Source organism: Desulfitispora alkaliphila (genome assembly GCF_050433185.1).
GTDB classification, from domain to species: Bacteria; Bacillota; Desulfitisporia; order Desulfitisporales; family Desulfitisporaceae; genus Desulfitispora; species Desulfitispora alkaliphila.
Window position 1 is genome coordinate 41409 of the sequence record NZ_JBNPXS010000005.1, and the last position, 18093, is coordinate 59501.

19 protein-coding genes are annotated in these 18093 nt (G+C 39.0%); 2 read left to right on the plus strand and 17 right to left on the minus strand.

What is annotated here, in order from left to right:
* Positions 1-28: 28 nt before the first annotated feature.
* From GGQ84_RS03155 to GGQ84_RS03230, 16 genes are all read right to left on the minus strand, one after another.
* The gene (locus GGQ84_RS03155) at positions 29-1723 is read right to left on the minus strand and encodes an FAD-dependent oxidoreductase (protein ID WP_429159052.1); all 1695 of its coding nucleotides are present in this window, start codon (positions 1721-1723) and stop codon (positions 29-31) included.
* A 235-nt stretch (positions 1724-1958) separates the two neighbouring features.
* Positions 1959-2276: a TusE/DsrC/DsvC family sulfur relay protein gene (locus GGQ84_RS03160; protein ID WP_429159055.1), complete on the minus strand. Its 318-nt coding sequence runs from the start codon at positions 2274-2276 to the stop codon at positions 1959-1961.
* Positions 2277-2346: 70 nt separating this feature from the next.
* Positions 2347-2517 carry a hypothetical protein gene (locus tag GGQ84_RS03165; RefSeq protein ID WP_429159057.1) on the minus strand — a complete coding sequence of 57 codons (171 nt, stop codon included), beginning with the start codon at positions 2515-2517 and terminating at the stop codon, positions 2347-2349.
* A gap of 58 nt (positions 2518-2575) precedes the next feature.
* On the minus strand, positions 2576-2782 hold the full coding sequence (locus GGQ84_RS03170; RefSeq protein ID WP_429159060.1) for a hypothetical protein: 207 nt from the start codon (positions 2780-2782) through the stop codon (positions 2576-2578).
* A 61-nt stretch (positions 2783-2843) separates the two neighbouring features.
* Entirely contained in the window at positions 2844-3926 is a 1083-nt protein-coding gene (gene dsrB / locus GGQ84_RS03175) for a dissimilatory-type sulfite reductase subunit beta (protein ID WP_429159063.1), read from the minus strand.
* On the minus strand, positions 3926-5158 hold the full coding sequence (dsrA, locus tag GGQ84_RS03180; protein ID WP_429159066.1) for a dissimilatory-type sulfite reductase subunit alpha: 1233 nt from the start codon (positions 5156-5158) through the stop codon (positions 3926-3928). The genes dsrB and dsrA overlap by 1 nt, the downstream gene beginning before the upstream one ends.
* Positions 5159-5268: 110 nt before the next feature.
* Entirely contained in the window at positions 5269-5451 is a 183-nt protein-coding gene (locus tag GGQ84_RS03185) for a ferredoxin family protein (protein ID WP_429159069.1), read from the minus strand.
* Between the two features lie 493 nt (positions 5452-5944).
* On the minus strand, positions 5945-6970 hold the full coding sequence (gene dsrM, locus GGQ84_RS03190) for a sulfate reduction electron transfer complex DsrMKJOP subunit DsrM (protein ID WP_429159072.1): 1026 nt from the start codon (positions 6968-6970) through the stop codon (positions 5945-5947).
* A 34-nt stretch (positions 6971-7004) separates the two neighbouring features.
* Positions 7005-8198, minus strand: coding sequence for a sulfate reduction electron transfer complex DsrMKJOP subunit DsrP (gene dsrP, locus GGQ84_RS03195; protein WP_429159075.1), 1194 nt, complete (start codon positions 8196-8198; stop codon positions 7005-7007).
* A gap of 15 nt (positions 8199-8213) precedes the next feature.
* Complete coding sequence (gene dsrO, locus GGQ84_RS03200; protein ID WP_429159078.1) at positions 8214-8978, minus strand: sulfate reduction electron transfer complex DsrMKJOP subunit DsrO; 765 nt, start codon at positions 8976-8978, stop codon at positions 8214-8216.
* Entirely contained in the window at positions 8978-9376 is a 399-nt protein-coding gene (dsrJ, locus tag GGQ84_RS03205; protein WP_429159081.1) for a sulfate reduction electron transfer complex DsrMKJOP subunit DsrJ, read from the minus strand. Before dsrJ ends, dsrO begins: the two co-directional genes overlap by 1 nt.
* Positions 9376-10983, minus strand: coding sequence for a sulfate reduction electron transfer complex DsrMKJOP subunit DsrK (gene dsrK / locus GGQ84_RS03210; protein ID WP_429159084.1), 1608 nt, complete (start codon positions 10981-10983; stop codon positions 9376-9378). Before dsrK ends, dsrJ begins: the two co-directional genes overlap by 1 nt.
* 58 nt (positions 10984-11041) lie before the next feature.
* Complete coding sequence (locus GGQ84_RS03215; protein ID WP_429159087.1) at positions 11042-11581, minus strand: RsbRD N-terminal domain-containing protein; 540 nt, start codon at positions 11579-11581, stop codon at positions 11042-11044.
* 224 nt (positions 11582-11805) lie between these two features.
* Positions 11806-12630: a hypothetical protein gene (locus GGQ84_RS03220; protein ID WP_429159089.1), complete on the minus strand. Its 825-nt coding sequence runs from the start codon at positions 12628-12630 to the stop codon at positions 11806-11808.
* 27 nt (positions 12631-12657) lie between these two features.
* Positions 12658-13383 carry a helix-turn-helix domain-containing protein gene (locus GGQ84_RS03225; RefSeq protein ID WP_429159091.1) on the minus strand — a complete coding sequence of 242 codons (726 nt, stop codon included), beginning with the start codon at positions 13381-13383 and terminating at the stop codon, positions 12658-12660.
* Complete coding sequence (locus GGQ84_RS03230; RefSeq protein ID WP_429159093.1) at positions 13362-14216, minus strand: nitrilase-related carbon-nitrogen hydrolase; 855 nt, start codon at positions 14214-14216, stop codon at positions 13362-13364. The genes GGQ84_RS03225 and GGQ84_RS03230 overlap by 22 nt, the downstream gene beginning before the upstream one ends.
* Before the next feature lie 393 nt (positions 14217-14609).
* Between GGQ84_RS03230 and GGQ84_RS03235 the strand changes: the two genes are divergently transcribed.
* Together GGQ84_RS03235 and GGQ84_RS03240 are read left to right on the plus strand one after the other, a co-directional pair.
* Positions 14610-15902, plus strand: coding sequence for a YeiH family protein (locus GGQ84_RS03235; RefSeq protein WP_429159095.1), 1293 nt, complete (start codon positions 14610-14612; stop codon positions 15900-15902).
* A 42-nt stretch (positions 15903-15944) separates the two neighbouring features.
* On the plus strand, positions 15945-16223 hold the full coding sequence (locus GGQ84_RS03240; protein ID WP_429159098.1) for a hypothetical protein: 279 nt from the start codon (positions 15945-15947) through the stop codon (positions 16221-16223).
* Positions 16224-16486: 263 nt separating this feature from the next.
* Here the strand turns inward: GGQ84_RS03240 and GGQ84_RS03245 are convergent, their stop codons facing one another.
* Positions 16487-17788, minus strand: coding sequence for a YeiH family protein (locus GGQ84_RS03245; protein WP_429159101.1), 1302 nt, complete (start codon positions 17786-17788; stop codon positions 16487-16489).
* Positions 17789-18093 lie beyond the last annotated feature (305 nt).

Sequence of the window (18093 nt, forward strand, 5' to 3'; positions counted from 1 at the left end):
GTTATTCCCTCCCAAACGACCCTGTTTTCTAGTATTCTTCTTCTGGTATTGCTTTGAGACCACCTGCAATAAAGCAAGTGTTTTCATATCCATTATGCTTCAACACTCTAAATGCTTCATATGCCCTAATGCCCATGGGACAAACTGTTATAACTTCTTTGCCTTGGGGTATTTCGGTCAGCCTGTCTCTAATCTCATTCAGCGGAATATTAATACTGTGTTCTGTTTGATATGGATTAGCTTTTGCTTCATTAGGAGAACGGACATCTAGAAATAGAAGATTATCAGGGTTTTTAAGCTTTTCTGTTACTTCAGTAGGCTTAATTGTTTTAGCATAACCCTTCATCACGTTCTCTAGTGTATTAGCAGCATGATTAACTAAGTCTATTGCTGTTGCATAAACTGGTGCATAACAAAGGTCAACTCTGCGCAAATCATCAACAGTGCCGCCATAGTAAATTGCAGTGGAGATGATGTCTATTCTCTTAATTACATCCCCTACACCTACTGCTTGAGCTCCTAAAATTTTACCTGTAGACTTTTCTGCTATCAATTTAATGGTTCCTGGTGCATGTTCAGGATGATAGTGGGTGGCATCTAAACCGGAAGACAAACTTACCACTGGATCAAATCCAGCTGCCATTGCTTGAGCTTCAGTTAGGCCAGTCTTACCCACGTTTAGTTCAAAAATTGGAAAAGCAGATGTTCCTAGCACACCTGGAAAAGTTTCTTCTATACCTGCAATGTTGTTTGCTATAACTCTACCCTGCTTATTAGCAATTGAAGCAAGAGGGAGATGCACTGGTTTTTTTGAAACTATGTCTATATTTTCTACACAGTCCCCACCGGCATAAATGTCTGGAACACTGGTTTGCAGATATTCATTTACTTTAATACCACCAGTAACACCAACTTCAATACCACTATCTTGGGCTAATTTGGTGTTAGGTCTAACCCCACAGGCCATTATAACTAAATCTGCTTGCAGTGAATTTTTTTCTGTCTTAACTACTTTAGTTGTCTTACCGTCTACTTCTTGCTCTATGATTTCAGTAATGGATTCTCCAACCAATACATCAACCATATTAAGTTCTAATCTATCTTTAACGAGTTGTGCCATCTCCATGTCTAACATGTTGCTGGCCAATCTGTCTTCCCTCTCTATTACAGTAACAGTCTTTCTTGGGTCAGCAAGTGCTTCTGCTGTCTCTAAACCAATTAAACCGCCACCTACAATTACTATGTTTTCAATATCTTTGCTTAGATTTTCTTTAACTGTAATTGCATCTTGAGGTTTGTGAAGTGTTACTACCCCAGGCAACTTACTGCCCGGTACTGGGGGTATCACTGCTTCTGCACCAGTTGCTATGACCAGCTTGTCATATGACAATGAAACCCGTTTGTTTTCTCTTTTATTGTAAACTACTACTTCTTTATCAGTCTTGTTTATCTTTTCAACTTCAGTTCCTGTTAAAAAATCTACACCCTTTTCCTTTAAAAAATACTCATTGTTTCTAATTGCACCTGAAGCGGTAGATTTTAGGTCATTTAATTCTCCAACTACTCCACCTACTAATAGAGGTAATCCACAACCACCATAGGAAATGTGTTCTCCCTTTTCTATTACAGTTATATCTGCTTCAGGGTCTAATCTTCTAAGCCTTGCTGCCACCTTTGGTCCTGTGGCAACTCCACCTATAATAACTATTTTTTTTGCCTTCACCACATATCCCCCCCAATTTGTGTTCCTAAACCATATCCAGTGCGTTTATTCTCCCAACTAAAAAACCCCATTCCACAACAGAGAAATAACAAATCGTCTTGTTGTATCAGTTGGGGAACACAAGAAATGATAAGAATAGTACGACGCAATATTTATATAGTAGCGGTCAATTGGCTCGTGATATTTTACCACGAGCCAATTGACCTATGCTGCTTAATTACCTAAAAGTTAGTTTTTACACACAACCAGTTGGCTTTGGAAGTCCAGCAATTTTACACGCGCCTTTTGCTGGGCCAGATGGGAACAACTCATAAATTTCTTTTAGTGAGTATCCAGATTGCTTAGTAAGCTTTCTTACCATTGGCGCAATACCGAACTGCTTAAAGTAGTCTTGTAGGTAGTTGATTAGCTTCCAGTGATCTTCTGTTAACTCTTCAACTTCCTCAGCTTTAGCTAATATTAAAGCTACATCTTCATTCCAATCTTCTGGGTTTACTAAGAAACCATCTTCGTCTAGCTCAATGCTCTTGCCATTTACTTCTATGTTGCTCATTAAAAGCACCTCCGTGAATTTTCAGAATATATTTACAATTTCGGCACCAAAAAAATGCCCTATCTTATGATCAATCATTTTGGGTGTCGTTTTCTTCAAGGCACACTTTTACTGCATCTAGTACTGTAGTCATTCCTTCGATAATTCCTTGTTTGTATTCATTGGATTTGTAGCTGTCCATTTCATATCTGATTTCTTCGTATAGTGCTAGCACATCTTCTAGATCTTTTCTAAGTGACATTGTACAACCCCCGTTTTTGGGTAAGCAGGGCCGCTTTACAGCAGCCACTATTTACTTACTACTTACCTTTGATTTTCACATAAGATGTTCCAAGGTATAAGAACTCAAGCTTATCTTCTTTAGCCAGTTCGTTAATAACCTTGTCTACTTTTCTCTTAGGAGCACCAATTTTAGCTGCTACTTCTTTGTTCTTTGATTTTTCTACTGTGTTAAGGTACTCTAAGATTTTTTCCCGCATCTCTTCATGGGTTAATTCATCAGTCATCTTTAACCCTCCTAGGCCTAGCCTTGCGACTAATATTTTTATTTTATTGTTTGCTAATTAATTACTTAGTATACTTGAAGTTTGAAGTAGATCTGAATGTTGGTACTGAGAAAGTAAAGTCGTCAATGTGCTTGTCTGTAAATGGTAGCTCAGCAAGCTCGAAGAACTTCTCCCAACCGATTCTTTCAATCCACTCACCATATCTTTCACCTTTGTTAGCGTGCTTAATCCATAGCTCAACTAGTTTTCTAATTTGAGCTACTAACTCATCCCATCTTGGAGGAGTATTTGGTATCCAAGGCACTGCCAATCTTGAGAAAGCTGGACCAGATCTTGCATTGGCAACTTTACCACCAACAAAGATTGCATTGCCATCATTTACTGGGTCTTTAATTTCTAATGCTGGACATACTGTGTAGCAGTTACCACAGTACATACATTTTTCTTCACTGATAGTAACACTCTTTTCCTTTGGATTAGGTCTAATTGCAGCAGTTGGACATGATGCAATTAGGTTTGGAATCTCACACTCTTTAGCTACACGAGGGTGGTCGATTCTTGGAAGTGTTCTGTGAACACCTACGAATGCGATGTCTGAACAGTGTACCGCACCACACATGTTCAAGCAGCAAGCCATAGAAATCTTAAGCTTAGCTGGAAGTTCATCAGTCTTGAAGTGCTCAAATAAATCATCCATTACTGCCTTAACTGGGCCTGAAGCGTCAGTTGCAGCACTGTGACAGTGAATCCATCCTTGTGTGTGGATGATGTTAGCCATACAGTCTCCTGTACCACCAACTGGCCATCCTTTACCTTCTAACTCTGCAATTAGAGGCTCTACTTGTGCTGGGTCAGTAACTAGGAACTCTACGTTGTGACGAGATGTAAATCTCAAGTGTCCACCACAGTACTTGTCTGCGATGTCAGCAAAATCACGAAGAGTAGTAATACTGATTAGTCTTGGAGAACCTGCTCTAACTGTAAACAACTCAAAGCCTGTTTCACTAACGTGCTTAAGCACACCTGGCTTTACTTTTTCATAGTACTTCCACTTACCGTAGTTATCTTTCATTTCTTGAGACATCATTTTCTCAAAGTGAGGAGGTCCGATGTCTGTTTGAGGTTTGAAAACTTCTTCAGTCATTATTTCTCCACCTCCGTTCCTGCTGCGGCTTCACCGTCAGCTGTTTGAATTATTTCATCTGGCCACCAGAAGAAGTATGGGTTTGCTCTTGGATGCTGTACCATTTGTGGCTTCGGCTCAAGACCAACTTCTTTAAGGAATACTCTCATTCCTTTTCTGTAAATTAACTCGCCCACTCTCTCTCTAACCTTAGCGTTCTCATCCCACCACTCGAAGATGCGCTCGATTAGATCTTTCAACTCTTCATAATCGTCTTCTTTGTCAAGCTTCATGAATGGTACGATAACCCATGATAAGAATGCAGATTGAACGATAGTAGCTTTACCACCAATAAGGATAGTAGCTCCACCTTCTTTACCTACTCGAAGAGCCTTAGACATTTTGTTGATACAGTGCATACATCTTACACAGTTTTCATTGTCTACAGCAAATTCTTTTGCATCAGCATCAAAAGTACATGCGCCTGTTGGACACTTGTCAACAACTAGTTCTTGAATTTCGTAACCGTTGTCTGCGTACTCTTTTACTGCTTCTTGATCTATTCTAATTGCATCTCTCCATGTACCGATAATTGAAAGGTCTGCACGAGCGATAGCAGATACACAGTCGTTGGCACATCCAGAGATCTTGATTTTAAACTTGTATGGGAATGATGGTCTGTGTAGCTCATCTTGATAGTGATTAGTAAGATTATGGCATAAGTCTAGTGTATCAAAACAAGCTGAGTTACAACGAGCTGGTCCTACACAGGCACTTGGAGTTCTCAAGTTTGAACCAGAACCACCTAAGTCCCATCCGTTGCTTGACAATTCATTAAAGCACTTTTGTAGATACTCTGTTTTAGTACCTAGGAATACTGCGTCACCAGTAGCACCGTGGAAGTTAGTCAATCCTGAACCGTATTTTTCCCAGATGTCTGATAATTGTCTCAATGCATCTGAAGTATAGAACCATCCTGATGGCTGGTTTACACGTACTGTGTGGAATTCTTTTACTTCTGGGAATTCTTCAGGAAGGTCAGTATATCTACCGATAACTCCTCCTCCGTAACCAGTTACACCCACGATACCGCCGTGCTTCCAATGAACCATTTTGTCATTGAAGGAACGCTCTAGCAGATTAAGTGCATCTTCTGTCATTGGGCTCTTAGCTTCTTTTTCCATCTCATTAACGAAACTAGGCCATGGACCTTTTTTCAGTTCGTCCAATAGAGGTCTTTTCTTTTCTGACATGAAATTACCCCACCTTTCATCTTTTTTACTTTTATTATTGTAAAGTTGTGTAGCTAGATGCTACAAACTTGTACAAGCAGACTAAAGTTATTTAGTATAGATATTATTGCTTACAGTTCTTGAAGAGTAATAGCCTCCTCAGGACATAGAGCAGTACAGCTGTCGCAGCCCAGGCACTCACCATCAGCTACTTCTGCAACATCATCTCCCATTGCAAGGTACTCAGCTGGACAAGCGTCAACGCATGCGCCACAACCATTACATTTGTCAGCATCAATTTGGATTAGATACATATGTTTCACCTCCTTTGGCTATTTCGGTAATTTATAAAGCAAAACTAAATAGCTTTTTAACGGTGACCACAAGTTGTGATAGTTATAACAGATACAATCATTTCAAAAAAAATTATGACCCTGTCCCCTATTATAAGTGGTACAGGCGCATATGGCAATAACCTTTTTTCGTTAAAAATGAAATCTGTTGTCATAATCTTAACTCAGATATAAATTATTTAAGTCTAGCTTCTATATTCGACATTTTCTCGTTTTCTCCTGCAACTACTTTTAAGAAATTAAAAGAAATTTATGCTTTTTTACTTGCTTTATAGTTATTACTTCGCCATCAAATTAATTATTCCTGCTATTTTTCTGCTGTAAGTAAAATTTTTTATATTTTTTTCATTATAACTTAAATCGAAATTTGATTTCACTATTGCCGAAATCTCAAAATAAAAGGGGAACCGTCCACTACAATAAGTTTTCGATTCCCCTTACTAAAACCTGCTATTTATCCAGCACTCTTATCTTCATCATCATCTTCTTTATCTACTGGTATCCCAGTTGCTTTCATCACTTTTCTGTAGTCGTTTTCGTACTCTTCGTAAGTGTGAACTTTTACTGGGTAGTTCCATGGGTTAACATGTCGCTCAGCTCTGTTGTTGTTCACCATATTCCGAGTAGGACTCATAAATACTCCCCCAGCGTGCATCAGCTTACTAAATGGGAAATATGCAAACAATACAGCTACTAAAAACATGTGAATGTAGAATATTGAGCTAATCCCATCTGGAACAGTAGGGCTAAATGTCACTAACCCCATAGTAAGTTCCTTAACCGCAGCTACATCTTCCCGTACAAAATATCTCATCATTATACCTGTACCCGCAATCCCCATAATTAAGAATAAGGGAATGTAGTCAGCAGGCAGTGAAATATATTTAACTTGAGGTAATGCTACTCTTCTAAAGAATAAGAATGTTACTGCAGCTAACAGAATTAAACCTGTCAGTTGTATTCCCTGTAGACCCACTTGGAAAAATCCATCTATACCTTCAATTGCCAATATAAAACCTGGTACTGGATCTAAGAAAAAGCGTAAATGTCTAACTACTACAAAAAAGAATGACCAGTGAAACGCAAGACCTGCTAACCAAAGCCATTTTTCCCAACCATAGGCTAACTTTGGTCCATTATGATCGTGTAATTCAGACTTAGTATTTCTAAATAGTGAACGGAACAAAAGAACCTCTAACGCCATTCTTCCAACCACACCAGCTTTTGTTGTGGGATTGTCAAGCTTGTTCGGCTCTATCCAATCTAACGACTTTTGCTGACCACAAGTAGTAGGAATTCTAAATGGCACTGGCGACTTAGCCCATTTTAATACGCGCAAGATCACACCTAGGAGAAATGTGACAAAGGCAGCGTAGGGTATGATAACCCCAAAGAGAACATGAAGGCCCCCAGCTTCAACTCCCAGGTAAACACTTAAAATAAGTGCTATAACTACGAATGCGGAAAACATGATTCCCATTTATTTATCCCCCATTTCCATCTTAGGTTTTTCATTACATATCTGCCTTTTTCTCTGCTGATACATCATGCAAGTTACCCGCTTCCCTCTTAACTGATACTGCAATCTTGTATAGTACTGTTAAAATCAACGCACCAATTGCCCAAATACCTAGTGAAACCATAGCTTCAGTCAGAGTGGGAATGTATACAGTAACATGACCCATTGGGTTTGGTGTAAGACCTGCCACTATAAAGGCAAGACCCTTTTCAATAAACATAGCAAAGAACACTGAAACACAGGCAATTATAAGAGTAGTTTCGTTCTTTCTAGCTTTTGGATTAAGCAATATTACTAATGCTGTTATGGACAACACAAGAAACAGCATCATTATTGGCACCATCATGGTGTGCTCGCCAATACCGAAGAACAGGTAGTCTAATGCATACATATGGCTAGGCACTTGACTGAAGTACGCCGTAAAGAACTCTGAAACAATTAAGAACAGAGAAATAATTAAACCATATGTCACTATAGTTGCCAGCTTTTGAATTGCCTTTTGCCCTGCATCAAAGTCAGCAAATTTCTTTAGAATAAGGCAGATCAAAATTAATAGGGCAGGCCCTGTTGCAAAGGCTGAAGCCAAGAATTTTGGTGCTATTAGAGCAGTTTCCCAGAAAGTTTTCCCTGGTAGACCTTGATATAGAAATGCTGTAACTGTGTGAATACTAACAGCCCACGGAATAGAGATGTAGATGAAAGGCTTAACCCACTTAGGAGGATTAATTCCCTTTCTCTCAGATTCCAACACATTCCATCCTACTATTAGATTTAAGAACAAATACCCATTCAATACAATCATATCCCAGAACATAGGTGAATTAGGCGTCGGGTGTAAAATCATATTTATTAATCTCTGTGGCATCCCCATGTCAACTATGATGAAAAGTAGACACATTATTACTGCGGCGATTGCCAAAAATTCACCTACTACTGTAATTCGACCAAACTCTTTTACGTTGTGAATATAGTAGGGTAATACAACCATTACTGCTGATGCAGCAACCCCTACAAAAAAGGTAAACTGTCCAATATACAAGCCCCAGGTAACGTCGTTATTCAGTCCTGTGACTGTAAGACCTCGTTCTAATTGAAGCAAATAGAAACTAAATCCTATTCCTGCCGTTACAAGCAAGAATAGCACCCATCTCCAGTAATTTTTGCTACCCACAACTGCTTTATCAAGCATAACTTTCTACCCCTCCTATACTATATAGTAAACACTGGGCTTAGTACCAAGATACGGTTTTCTGACAATACTGTGGTTTTCGCTCAGCAATTTTCTAACTTCTGAATTTGGATCCTCTATATCCCCGAACACAAGGGCCCCATTTGGGCAAGCTCCTACACAAGAAGGCTGTTCACCGCGAGCCAACTTATGGGTACAGAAAGTACATTTTTCCACAACACCCTTGGTTCTGGCAGGGTAGGAGTTATTGGTCTCTGTTAAATAAGGACGTGGATCCCTAAAGTTAAAGGTTCTAGCTGCGTATGGGCAAGCCGCCATACAGTAGCGACAACCTATACATCGGTGCATATCCATTGTTACAATACCATCATCTTTTTTAAATGTGGCCTTCGTAGGACATACTCGCACACATGAAGGCTTATCGCAGTGATTACATAGTGCTAAAAACTTTTTGTTTTTGACTTCATCCCCTAGAAAATCGTGCTTTTGGTAAGGGAATACGTGTTCAAATGCGTCAGTTTTAATCCATTGAATTTCTTCGTCCTTAACACCTATCTCCGGCACATTATTATCGCCATGGCAGGCATCAATGCAGTGAGTACAATCTCCCGCACACTTTCTAGTGTCGATTACCATTACCCATCTCTTTCCTGTCAACGCATTAGGGTTAGGTTTTTCAGTGGTATTACCTGTAGCAAATGCCTTTACGCCAGAAAACGCTCCTAGGCCAATAGCACATACTCCACCAAACTTTATAAATTTCCTTCTATCTACACCCATTAGAAACCCTCCTTTGGCTCTAAGTGGCAGTCCCAGCAATTAGGTGTTTGCTGCCCAGAGAAATCGTGACATGAGTCACAGAATTGCTCTTTGTTCGAGTGACAATCCATACAAGTTTTTTGTAGGCTCATTTCATACTCCATTCCATCAGCAGCAACATAAACTCTATTGCCATCTCGCACCACAGAATCTTTCCAGTCACTTAAGATTTCCATATGATTGCTTCTCATAAATTCTGTGTCTTCAATACACTTTAATTCATCCATCTGCTGTATAACTGGTGTGTCAAGTGATACCTCCGGAGGAGTAGAAGTTTGACCTAAGCTACTCCAAAAGGGAATCGTCAACAAACACACAAATACTACTATCCCAATGAAAACATTGCGGGAATTTTGCATTATTCATCATCCTCCGTTCCCTTAATCGGTTCACCACGTAAGTCAGTGGTTCTTTCTATTTCTCCTTCCATTACCAAGGCGTTTCCAACCAATTCGTGAACTCCAATAACGTCAACTTCTGGTACCCAATAATTCATAAGAGTTGGCAATACTGCTCTGTCTAGTGCACAAACACAACTTAACATATTTACACCGTATTTATCATGAACGTGCTTAACTGCATTAGCCCTTGGCATTCCGCCTCGCATTCTCATTTCCATAAACTCTTCTGAGTTTAGGCCTGATCCACTTCCACAGCAGAAAGTCTGTTCTCTAATAGTGTTATCTGGCATTTCATAGAAGTTGTTACTAACGTTATTGATAATATATCTAGGTTCTTCTAGCAGACCCATTGCCCTTGAAGGGTTACATGAATCGTGATAGGTTATTTTGTAGTGATCATTTCTGCTAGGATCTAATTTGAGTTTATTGTTCTTAATTAAGTCAGCTGTAAACTCTGTAATGTGCAGCATCTTAGTAGATTTTGCATGAGGGAACTTAGTTCCAGTTAAAGGTGACACCGGCTCTTCCAAGAAGTGGGCTGGTCCATTCATTGTATCCATGTACTGGTGAACAACTCGCCACATGTGGCCACACTCACCACCTAGGATCCACTTAACTCCAAGTCTCTCCGCTTCCGCATACATTTTAGAATTTAGTCTCTTCATCATTTCATGGGAAACAAAGGAACCAAAGTTACCTCCCTCTGACGCATATGTGCTCAGAGTGTAATCTAGTCCTAGTTCTTCAAATAACATTAGATATCCCATAAATGTATAAGTCCCTGGATCCGCAAATACGTCTCCTGATGGAGCAATAAACAGTATTTCTGCTCCCTTTCTGTTAAGTGAAGGTTCTATAGTTTTCCCTGTTAAATCTTCAATGTCTTCACAAAGCATTTCAACACTATCTGCAAAGGCATGAGGCTGAATACCAACGTGGTTACCAGTTTTGTAACAGTTAGCCACTGATGCTGTAATCCAGTCTGAGGTGATCCCCACTAAAGTTAGCAGTTCTCTACCAATCATAGTGATTTCAGCTGTATCGATGCCGTATGGACAGAAAACAGAACATCTTCTACATTCAGTACACTGGAAGAAGTAGTAGTACCACTCTTTGATTACATCCTTAGTAAGCTCTCTACCACCTACAAATTTGCCTAGGATTTTACCTGCTGTAGTGAAATCATTTCTGTAAACTGATCTCAGTAACTCTGCCCTCAATACAGGCATGTTTTTTGGATCGCCTGATCCAAGATAGTAGTGACACTTATCAGCACAAGCCCCACAACGAACACATGTGTCCATAAAAATGCGCAGCGAACGAAACTTATCTAGCCTTTCCTTCAAACCTTCTAGAATTATTTCCTTCCAGTTTTCAGGCAAGCCCCAGTCGTCATCTGCGGGTGACCATCTTCTTGGATTAGGTAAACTTAGCGCATTAGCACTGTCAGGCTTAATACCGTGACACCAAGTGCCTGGTTTAAAATCGACTGGCGTATCCATCCATTTAGTCTTGGGGATACTGTAGTCTATCTTCGCTAGTTCATCTGGTTTTGGAGTAGACACCTTTTCAACACCCTTTCATATTAGAATTTATCGCATATTAAAATGCTTAAATATAAAACTAATCTTTTTTGATACCTTCTGCATTCCTACCTAAAGTAGCTCTCTGCATCATCTTGTAGTTTCTATTTAACTCATCAACTTTAAGCTGATATATTTTGTTTCGGCATTCTGTGTAAATGTCGAACCCCTTTAGACCTAGATTTTCTACTTTTTCATCAAGTTGTTTAAGGCCTCCCAGGTAATCAGCTTCACTTTGATTTTTGTCTTCCAAGTGTCCCCTAACTATTTTCTTTAAAACAAAAATGAAACCCATAGCCTTAGAAGGGGCAAAATCTTGAACAGCCTTTACTCTTATCAAGTCGTCAAATAAGGGGTTAATCTCTTGAACATCCTTTTTCTCAAGGAGCATGTTGTAAACCTCTTCAATCCCTTTATAAATTTTGTGGCCCACCGGATTGGAGAATTGGTCCTTTTCCTTTTTTATAGCTCTTACTGTTTCATCTGGATACTCATCTATCATTAGGTGGAACCATTTAGAGATAATAGCTTCTCTTTCTTGTGTCATGAAGTCATTAAAATTTTTGTAAACCGCACCCATCTCTACTCACCTCCTTGTAAGGCTTCTATTATTATAAGGGACAAAGAGCAACTTGTACACTATTAGGTGAATGTTATTTCATGCACAATCCAAAAAATCAGAAAAATACTCACACATTTATCCGCATATTCTTCTTATATTCACTTTCAACGGAAAATATGACTTTCCTTCCACCCATAGTGAAATATTCTGTTCACCCCCTTGGTAATTAAATGCATTTTTGTCTAGAGGCGGTCAACCAATGTCTTAAATTCATCAAATCCAATTCGATCTATAGTTTCACCTAGGCGTTCCCCTGGCTTCCCACGCTCTTTGTAGATAAAAACAATCTTTTCCATGGCATCTAACACGTGATACATCATGGAGTAATCACCAAAATTCCTACCCATTACTAAGTGTCGGCCCAGTTTTCCCCCAACTGAAATTCTGTATCCTGTTTGCTTGCTTTTTAAAGCCTCACACTCATCGGCACATAGTCCACAGTCTACACATTTATTTCTATCAATTTCTATCCTACCAGTATCAGCTTTATAAATTGCTTTTTCTCTACAAAAATCAACGCAAGTATAGCAGTGTTCACAGTTTTTCTCCACCACTTCAACCGTATTTATGCCCACAATGCCAATATCATTGACTTGAGGACTGGTACAGCCATTAGCACATCCAGCAATAGCTATTTTCATTTTCGAAGGTATCTCCCCTTCAAAACAAACATTACTATCTATCTCTAATCCCAATGATTGGGTATCAATAATACTATTAGGACAACTGTATGTTCCTGGACAGGCCATCACGTTGCGAATGGTGTCGCCTACAGTAGTAGTGCGCAATCCAGCAGCTGCTAGCTCTTCCATTGCTTGACTAAGTTTGGCCACGGGGATTCCTGGGATTTCTACAGTTTTGCGAACTGTGAGATGAAGCCTTTCATCTCCATACCTGCACGCTACTTGTTTAAGCACGTCCAATTGCTCTGGATACAAAATACCCACGGGAACTCGTAACCTGATTATGGCCATATCGGACTGCTTATGTGAAAAAAATGTTCGCATATTTTTCACCTACTCCTCGTTGTTGTATTACCCATTGGTTATATGCTTACTTTTAAGAAATAAGGCGTAATCTAACGTGGCTTGTCTATCTTCCTTACTCATTTCTTCTAGCACCTTATTAATTTGAGCATTTATGGGATCCTCAGGAATTTCTTTTCCGCTTTCTCTAAAGCTTTTTATCGTATTCAAAAGCTGAAGTGCTAACTTTAGATCATACTCTGATCTCTGCTTCAATTTCTCTAGCACTGGATATTCACTATCTATAGTAGCGCTAGAAATTTCTAAAGTTGATGCCACTTCCGCTACAGGTGATTTATCTGTAAAAAAATAAGTAACTGGATAACCTAAGTTATTGGCCAGTTTGTTTATAGTCTTTAATGAAGGGCAAGTATTACCTCTTTCGATTTCACTTATATGAGTATATGAAATACCTGACTTTTTTCCTAATTCAACCAGAGTTAAGCCGCGCTCCTCCCTGAGTTTCCTGATTTTGTTCCCCACCGAACTTGAAAGATGAGCTAATTGGTTTACTGCTTCATTATCTGTAGTTATCTCCTTCTCTTTAATTTCAAAATAATCTTCATTCTCTCCTGCTAGTGTTGCAAATTTTCGCAGAAGTTCTTGATTTAAATGCCTTTTCCCAAGTTCTACATCTTTCAAACACCCTACAGGCACATCTAGCTTTACAGCTAAATCGTCTAGAGATATCTTTTTCTCTGTTCTTAGTCGCTTTATTTTCTCTCCAACTGACACGTTGATACCCCCTTCCACAAGTCTTGATACAGTTCCGGTCTCCTGCAGGCCAAATAAAAAGAATTTCGCATACTCTTTTTCCTCTGAGTACGGATTTTATTTATTATATCAGGTTCTAAATCTGCAATTATCATCTGTTCCTTCTTATTGAAATTTTCATTAATTACATTTCCTTTTGGATCAATTATCAAAGACCCTCCGCCAAACTCTTGTTCTCCATCGTATCCAACTAAGTTGCACGCAGCCACATAGACAGAATTGTCATAAGCCCTAGCCGCTAAGAATTTCATCCATATTTCTCGGCGCTCTGCTCCAGATACAGGCGATGCAAAAGGGGAAAAAATCACTTCGCAATCATTTAGAGATAGGATAGTAGATACTTCAGGGAAATGGGTTTCCCAACATATCTGAATTCCAAAGTTTACTTTCTCATTATAGAATACATTTATTTCATCACCTGGAGAAAAGTATTTTTGCTCACTTAGTCCCAAGTGTGTTTTTTTGTGTTTTTGAATAGTCCCATCAGGAAATGCAGCAAGATGAGTTATATAAGGCTTCTCGTTAGCTGATTTCTCTGCTAAGCCCAGTAAGATAACTATATTACTCTGACGGGCTAACTCAATAGCATACTGGGAGCTTTTTCCCGGTATATGTTCTGCTGTTTCAGCAGCCCTCTCCCGATTGTATCCATTAACCGCAAGTTCAGGAAAGCATATTATGTCTACATTTTTCCTTTTAGCCTCTTCTACATACTTCTTCACTTTGGCTAAGTTTTCCTCCGCCGCGCCAACTCGGGCAGTCATTTGCACCATAGCTATCCTGGAGGGTTCCATAAGCAATGCCCCCTTTTCCACTATAAGTAAAAAGTGTTTCTATAATTCTACTATATTTGTAATTTTTTTCACCATCTTTGAATTTATTGCCATGTTTTTGATGGTTTCAAAAATATTTTGTGAAAAAAATAATTTTTTCCGGTATATGTGAAAATATTCTCTTAGGTAAGTGCATATAAGAAAATATAAGGATTGTTAATAAAGGAACAAACTCCTTATATTTTGTATTTCACATGAAATTATAACACAAAAATAACAAAATCAGTAGACTAATAATTTTATATTTCAAAATAAATGCCCTTATTACTTCAAGGAGGTGACAAAACTTTAATAATTAAAGTTTTTAATATACTAAAATTTATAAACTTATATTTCCTAAAGGAGGACAACTTAATGAACTTATCACAATTATGGAAGAAAGAAGACTGGTGGACGGTTTGGTTAGGATTTATTATGATTTTTGGTGCAGTATTTGGTGTCCTAAGTAGACCTGAGCTACCTAAAAGATGGGGTATTGAAGGTGCTGAAACAATATCTGCATCAATTTCCATGAGTACTCTACCTGGAATTTTGCTTACTGGAATTATAATTATGGTATTATGTAGTGTATCTATTTACTTTATTAAGAAAGAAGAGTTTGCTGGATTTTTAAAGGCATTCCCAATTATATTTATACTAGCAATTTTGGCTTACGTAGCAGGTAACTATAACCCTTGGAGACATTACGGGTTTAACGATGTTATTTGGGCACTGGCTTTAGGACTTCTTATTAGTAATACTATTAAAACTCCTAAGTTTTTAGAAGGCGCTGTTAGAACTGAGCTTTACATTAAGACAGGATTAGTTTTACTAGGTGCTTCAATTCTATTTAACCGCATGATGGCTCTAGGTATGTTGGGGCTGGGAGTAGCTTGGGTAGTAACCCCAGTGGTTGTAATCTTTATGTTCTGGTTTTCTCAAAAGGTTCTTAAGATGCAAGACAACAGAGGCTTGGCAATTACGATTGCTGCTTCTACATCAGTTTGTGGTGTATCAGCTGCAATCGCAGCAGGTACTGCAGCAAAAGCTAGAAAAGAAGAGATCAGTCTTGCAATCTCTGTAACTCTTATCTTCACTGTATTGATGATGCTGTTTATGCCTGCAGTAGTTCGTGTAGCAGGTATAGACCCAATCGTGGGTGGCGCTTGGTTAGGCGGAACTATCGACTCCACTGGAGCGGTTGTAGCTGCAGGTGCTATGCTTGGACCTGACGCTATGGAAGTAGCTTCAGTTATTAAAATGATCCAAAACATCATGGTTGGTATTATCGCCTTTGGTGTGGCAGTATTCTTCGTAGCAGTTTATGAAAAAGGTGAAGGAAAGACAGCTGTTGGACCAATGGAAATCTGGATTAGAATGCCTAAGTTTATTATCGGTTTCATTGCTGCATCTGTAATCTTTTCATTCTTCTTAGCAGATGCTACTGTAGAGAGTTCTTTAAGTGTTGTTAACGCATACAGAGGCTTCTTCTTTACTCTTGCTTTTGTTAGTATTGGTTTAGAGACAAACTTTGCTGAAATGGCTAGAATGGTTCAAGGTGGTAAGCCACTTACCCTTTACTTGATTGGACAAACATTTAACATTATCTTAACACTGTTAGCAGCATGGTTCTTCTTTAGCGGTACTTTCTTTGAACTACCATTTTAATCAATAGGTTTTAGATATACAGTAAACTAACAATACCCCCTCTTGACTGCACCAGTAAGAGGGGGTATTATTAATAATAAAGCAAAGGATTTGATTGATGTGAAACTTAGCGAGAGCAATCTAGAAAATACGCCCAGATGGTTTAAGATTATGAATGCTATTATTCTCGCAGTATTAATTGCCTTAGCTGTTTTTTTAATGCTAACTGATGCAGGAAATATGAGCGGAAGCTCTACAGGTGCGGGAGATATCTGGTGGGTTGATGCTCCAGAAGTTAATGAATCCTATAATACAATTGTAGATCAAAAAAATAATAAATAATTCAAAGAGAAGCGTTGCTCGATACTTTTTAGGTATGAGCGACGCTTCTTTTTTCCTAATAAAAAATAACCTCCTACTCGCCCTGTTGTCACAGGCACTTTGCTCTCTCGCTTAGCACCCTACTTTACTGCACCGGGACTTTCATCCGCTAGCGTAGTCCAGCTCATTGGACGCATGGCATAGTAAAAGGGCAGTTACCCGCAACTAATTAGTTTGCTGGGTACTGCCCTCGTTTATTACTTATTATCTTATCTCTGCACTTCTTAGAATGGAAGTTCGAAGAACACGCCACTGAAGAAGAAGTATGCAGCTAGTAATGTTAAGATTAGGTTCATTGTCTGACCTATTAGGTATAGAGTCAAAGGCTTTCCACCCTTAGTCATCTTAGCCATCTCTGCGAAGTTACTCTCAAGACCAATACTCACGAAGGCTAATGTGAAGAAGAAACCTCTCCAGCCGTTTACAATTGATAAGCTTGAGTCAACAACCGCTTGTGGCAAGAAGAAAGAGTATACGATTGATGCAAGGATGAAACCGATGATGAACTTAGGCATTCTGATCCAAATCTCTAGTGGACCTACCTCAGCTTCACTAGCTGATTTCTTCTCGTAGGCTACTACGAAGAATACCGCAATACCGAAAGCAAGAATACCAATCATTACGTTCTGAATCATCTTGATTACAGATGCCACTTCCATAGCTTCAGGCCCTAACATAGCACCCGCTGCTACCACCGCACCTGTTGAGTCAATTGTACCACCTAACCATGCTCCACCTACAATTGGGTCTATTCCCACTGCTGCAACAAGAGCTGGCATAGCAAGCATCATTAGTACTGTAAAGATTAGTGTTACTGAAATAGCCAAACTGATTTCTTCTTTCTTAGCTTTAGCTGCCGTACCTGCTGCAATGGCCGCTGATACACCACAAACTGAAGTTGCTGCTGCAATTGTGATAGCAAGACCTCTGTTTTCCTGCATTCCCATAACTCTCTGGGAGAACCAATACATGAAGATTACAACCGCTGGTGTTACAATCCATGCAACTCCAAGACCTAAGGCTCCAAGGGCAATAATTCTATTAAACAGGATTGAAGCACCTAACAGTACAAGACCAGTCTTAATGTATAGTTCTGTTCTAACTGCACCCTGCATAATTTGAGGTGTCTTAATTATATTACTGATTAGTAGACCGAGAACTAACGCCCAGATAACATTATTAATACCATAGTGTCTCCATGGAGCATATCCTCCAAGTAACTCTGCTAGTATTGCTAAAACAAAGATAAAGGGAAAGGCGATTAAAAACTTAGGCCCATCTTCCTTTTTACAAACAAACACCGCAACCGCGAATAATACCAAACAAATAACACCTGTTAATATAACTCCAGAAATACTCGGGAATGCCGAAGCAAATGCTCCACTCTCTCCACCCCATCTGCCTGGCAGTGTAGGTCTAGCGATAACTCCAGCTATGGCTAAAAGTATAAAAGTAAAACCTACCCAGACCGTCCACCAGTCTTCCTTCTTCCACAGCTCTGACCAATCGTATCCTTGCTTACTCATTCAATTACCCCCTCTTCTAAAATTTAAAAGATAGGTACAAATTATGATAGTAATGCGGTATAAGTGCAATGCGCTTCTTTCTTAGCACCACCCCCTATGTTAGGTTTACCTCCACTTTCCATTCCGCAGGAATTGTCGAAATGAGAAAGTTAATGCAAGCACAAGAAACATAAAATTTTTTATCCTTTATTATCTTGTATGCACTTGGGCTTGTAAATATTTTCACTTTAAGTAAATTTATTTACTTATTTGTAAAATTATTGTTGAGAATGTTATTTCATTCACATGTTTCTGGAAAATTTTTT

Coding starts and splice junctions, on each gene's coding strand:
- GGQ84_RS03160 (WP_429159055.1), bottom strand. CDS start 2,276: ATGAGCAACATAGAAGTAAATGGCAAGAGCATTGAGCTAGACGAAGAT.
- GGQ84_RS03165 (WP_429159057.1), bottom strand. CDS start 2,517: ATGTCACTTAGAAAAGATCTAGAAGATGTGCTAGCACTATACGAAGAA.
- GGQ84_RS03170 (WP_429159060.1), bottom strand. CDS start 2,782: ATGACTGATGAATTAACCCATGAAGAGATGCGGGAAAAAATCTTAGAG.
- dsrB (WP_429159063.1), bottom strand. CDS start 3,926: ATGACTGAAGAAGTTTTCAAACCTCAAACAGACATCGGACCTCCTCAC.
- dsrA (WP_429159066.1), bottom strand. CDS start 5,158: ATGTCAGAAAAGAAAAGACCTCTATTGGACGAACTGAAAAAAGGTCCA.
- GGQ84_RS03185 (WP_429159069.1), bottom strand. CDS start 5,451: ATGTATCTAATCCAAATTGATGCTGACAAATGTAATGGTTGTGGCGCA.
- dsrM (WP_429159072.1), bottom strand. CDS start 6,970: ATGGGAATCATGTTTTCCGCATTCGTAGTTATAGCACTTATTTTAAGT.
- dsrP (WP_429159075.1), bottom strand. CDS start 8,198: ATGCTTGATAAAGCAGTTGTGGGTAGCAAAAATTACTGGAGATGGGTG.
- dsrO (WP_429159078.1), bottom strand. CDS start 8,978: ATGGGTGTAGATAGAAGGAAATTTATAAAGTTTGGTGGAGTATGTGCT.
- dsrJ (WP_429159081.1), bottom strand. CDS start 9,376: ATGCAAAATTCCCGCAATGTTTTCATTGGGATAGTAGTATTTGTGTGT.
- GGQ84_RS03215 (WP_429159087.1), bottom strand. CDS start 11,581: ATGGGTGCGGTTTACAAAAATTTTAATGACTTCATGACACAAGAAAGA.
- GGQ84_RS03220 (WP_429159089.1), bottom strand. CDS start 12,630: ATGCGAACATTTTTTTCACATAAGCAGTCCGATATGGCCATAATCAGG.
- GGQ84_RS03230 (WP_429159093.1), bottom strand. CDS start 14,216: ATGGAACCCTCCAGGATAGCTATGGTGCAAATGACTGCCCGAGTTGGC.
- GGQ84_RS03235 (WP_429159095.1), top strand. CDS start 14,610: ATGAACTTATCACAATTATGGAAGAAAGAAGACTGGTGGACGGTTTGG.
- GGQ84_RS03245 (WP_429159101.1), bottom strand. CDS start 17,788: ATGAGTAAGCAAGGATACGATTGGTCAGAGCTGTGGAAGAAGGAAGAC.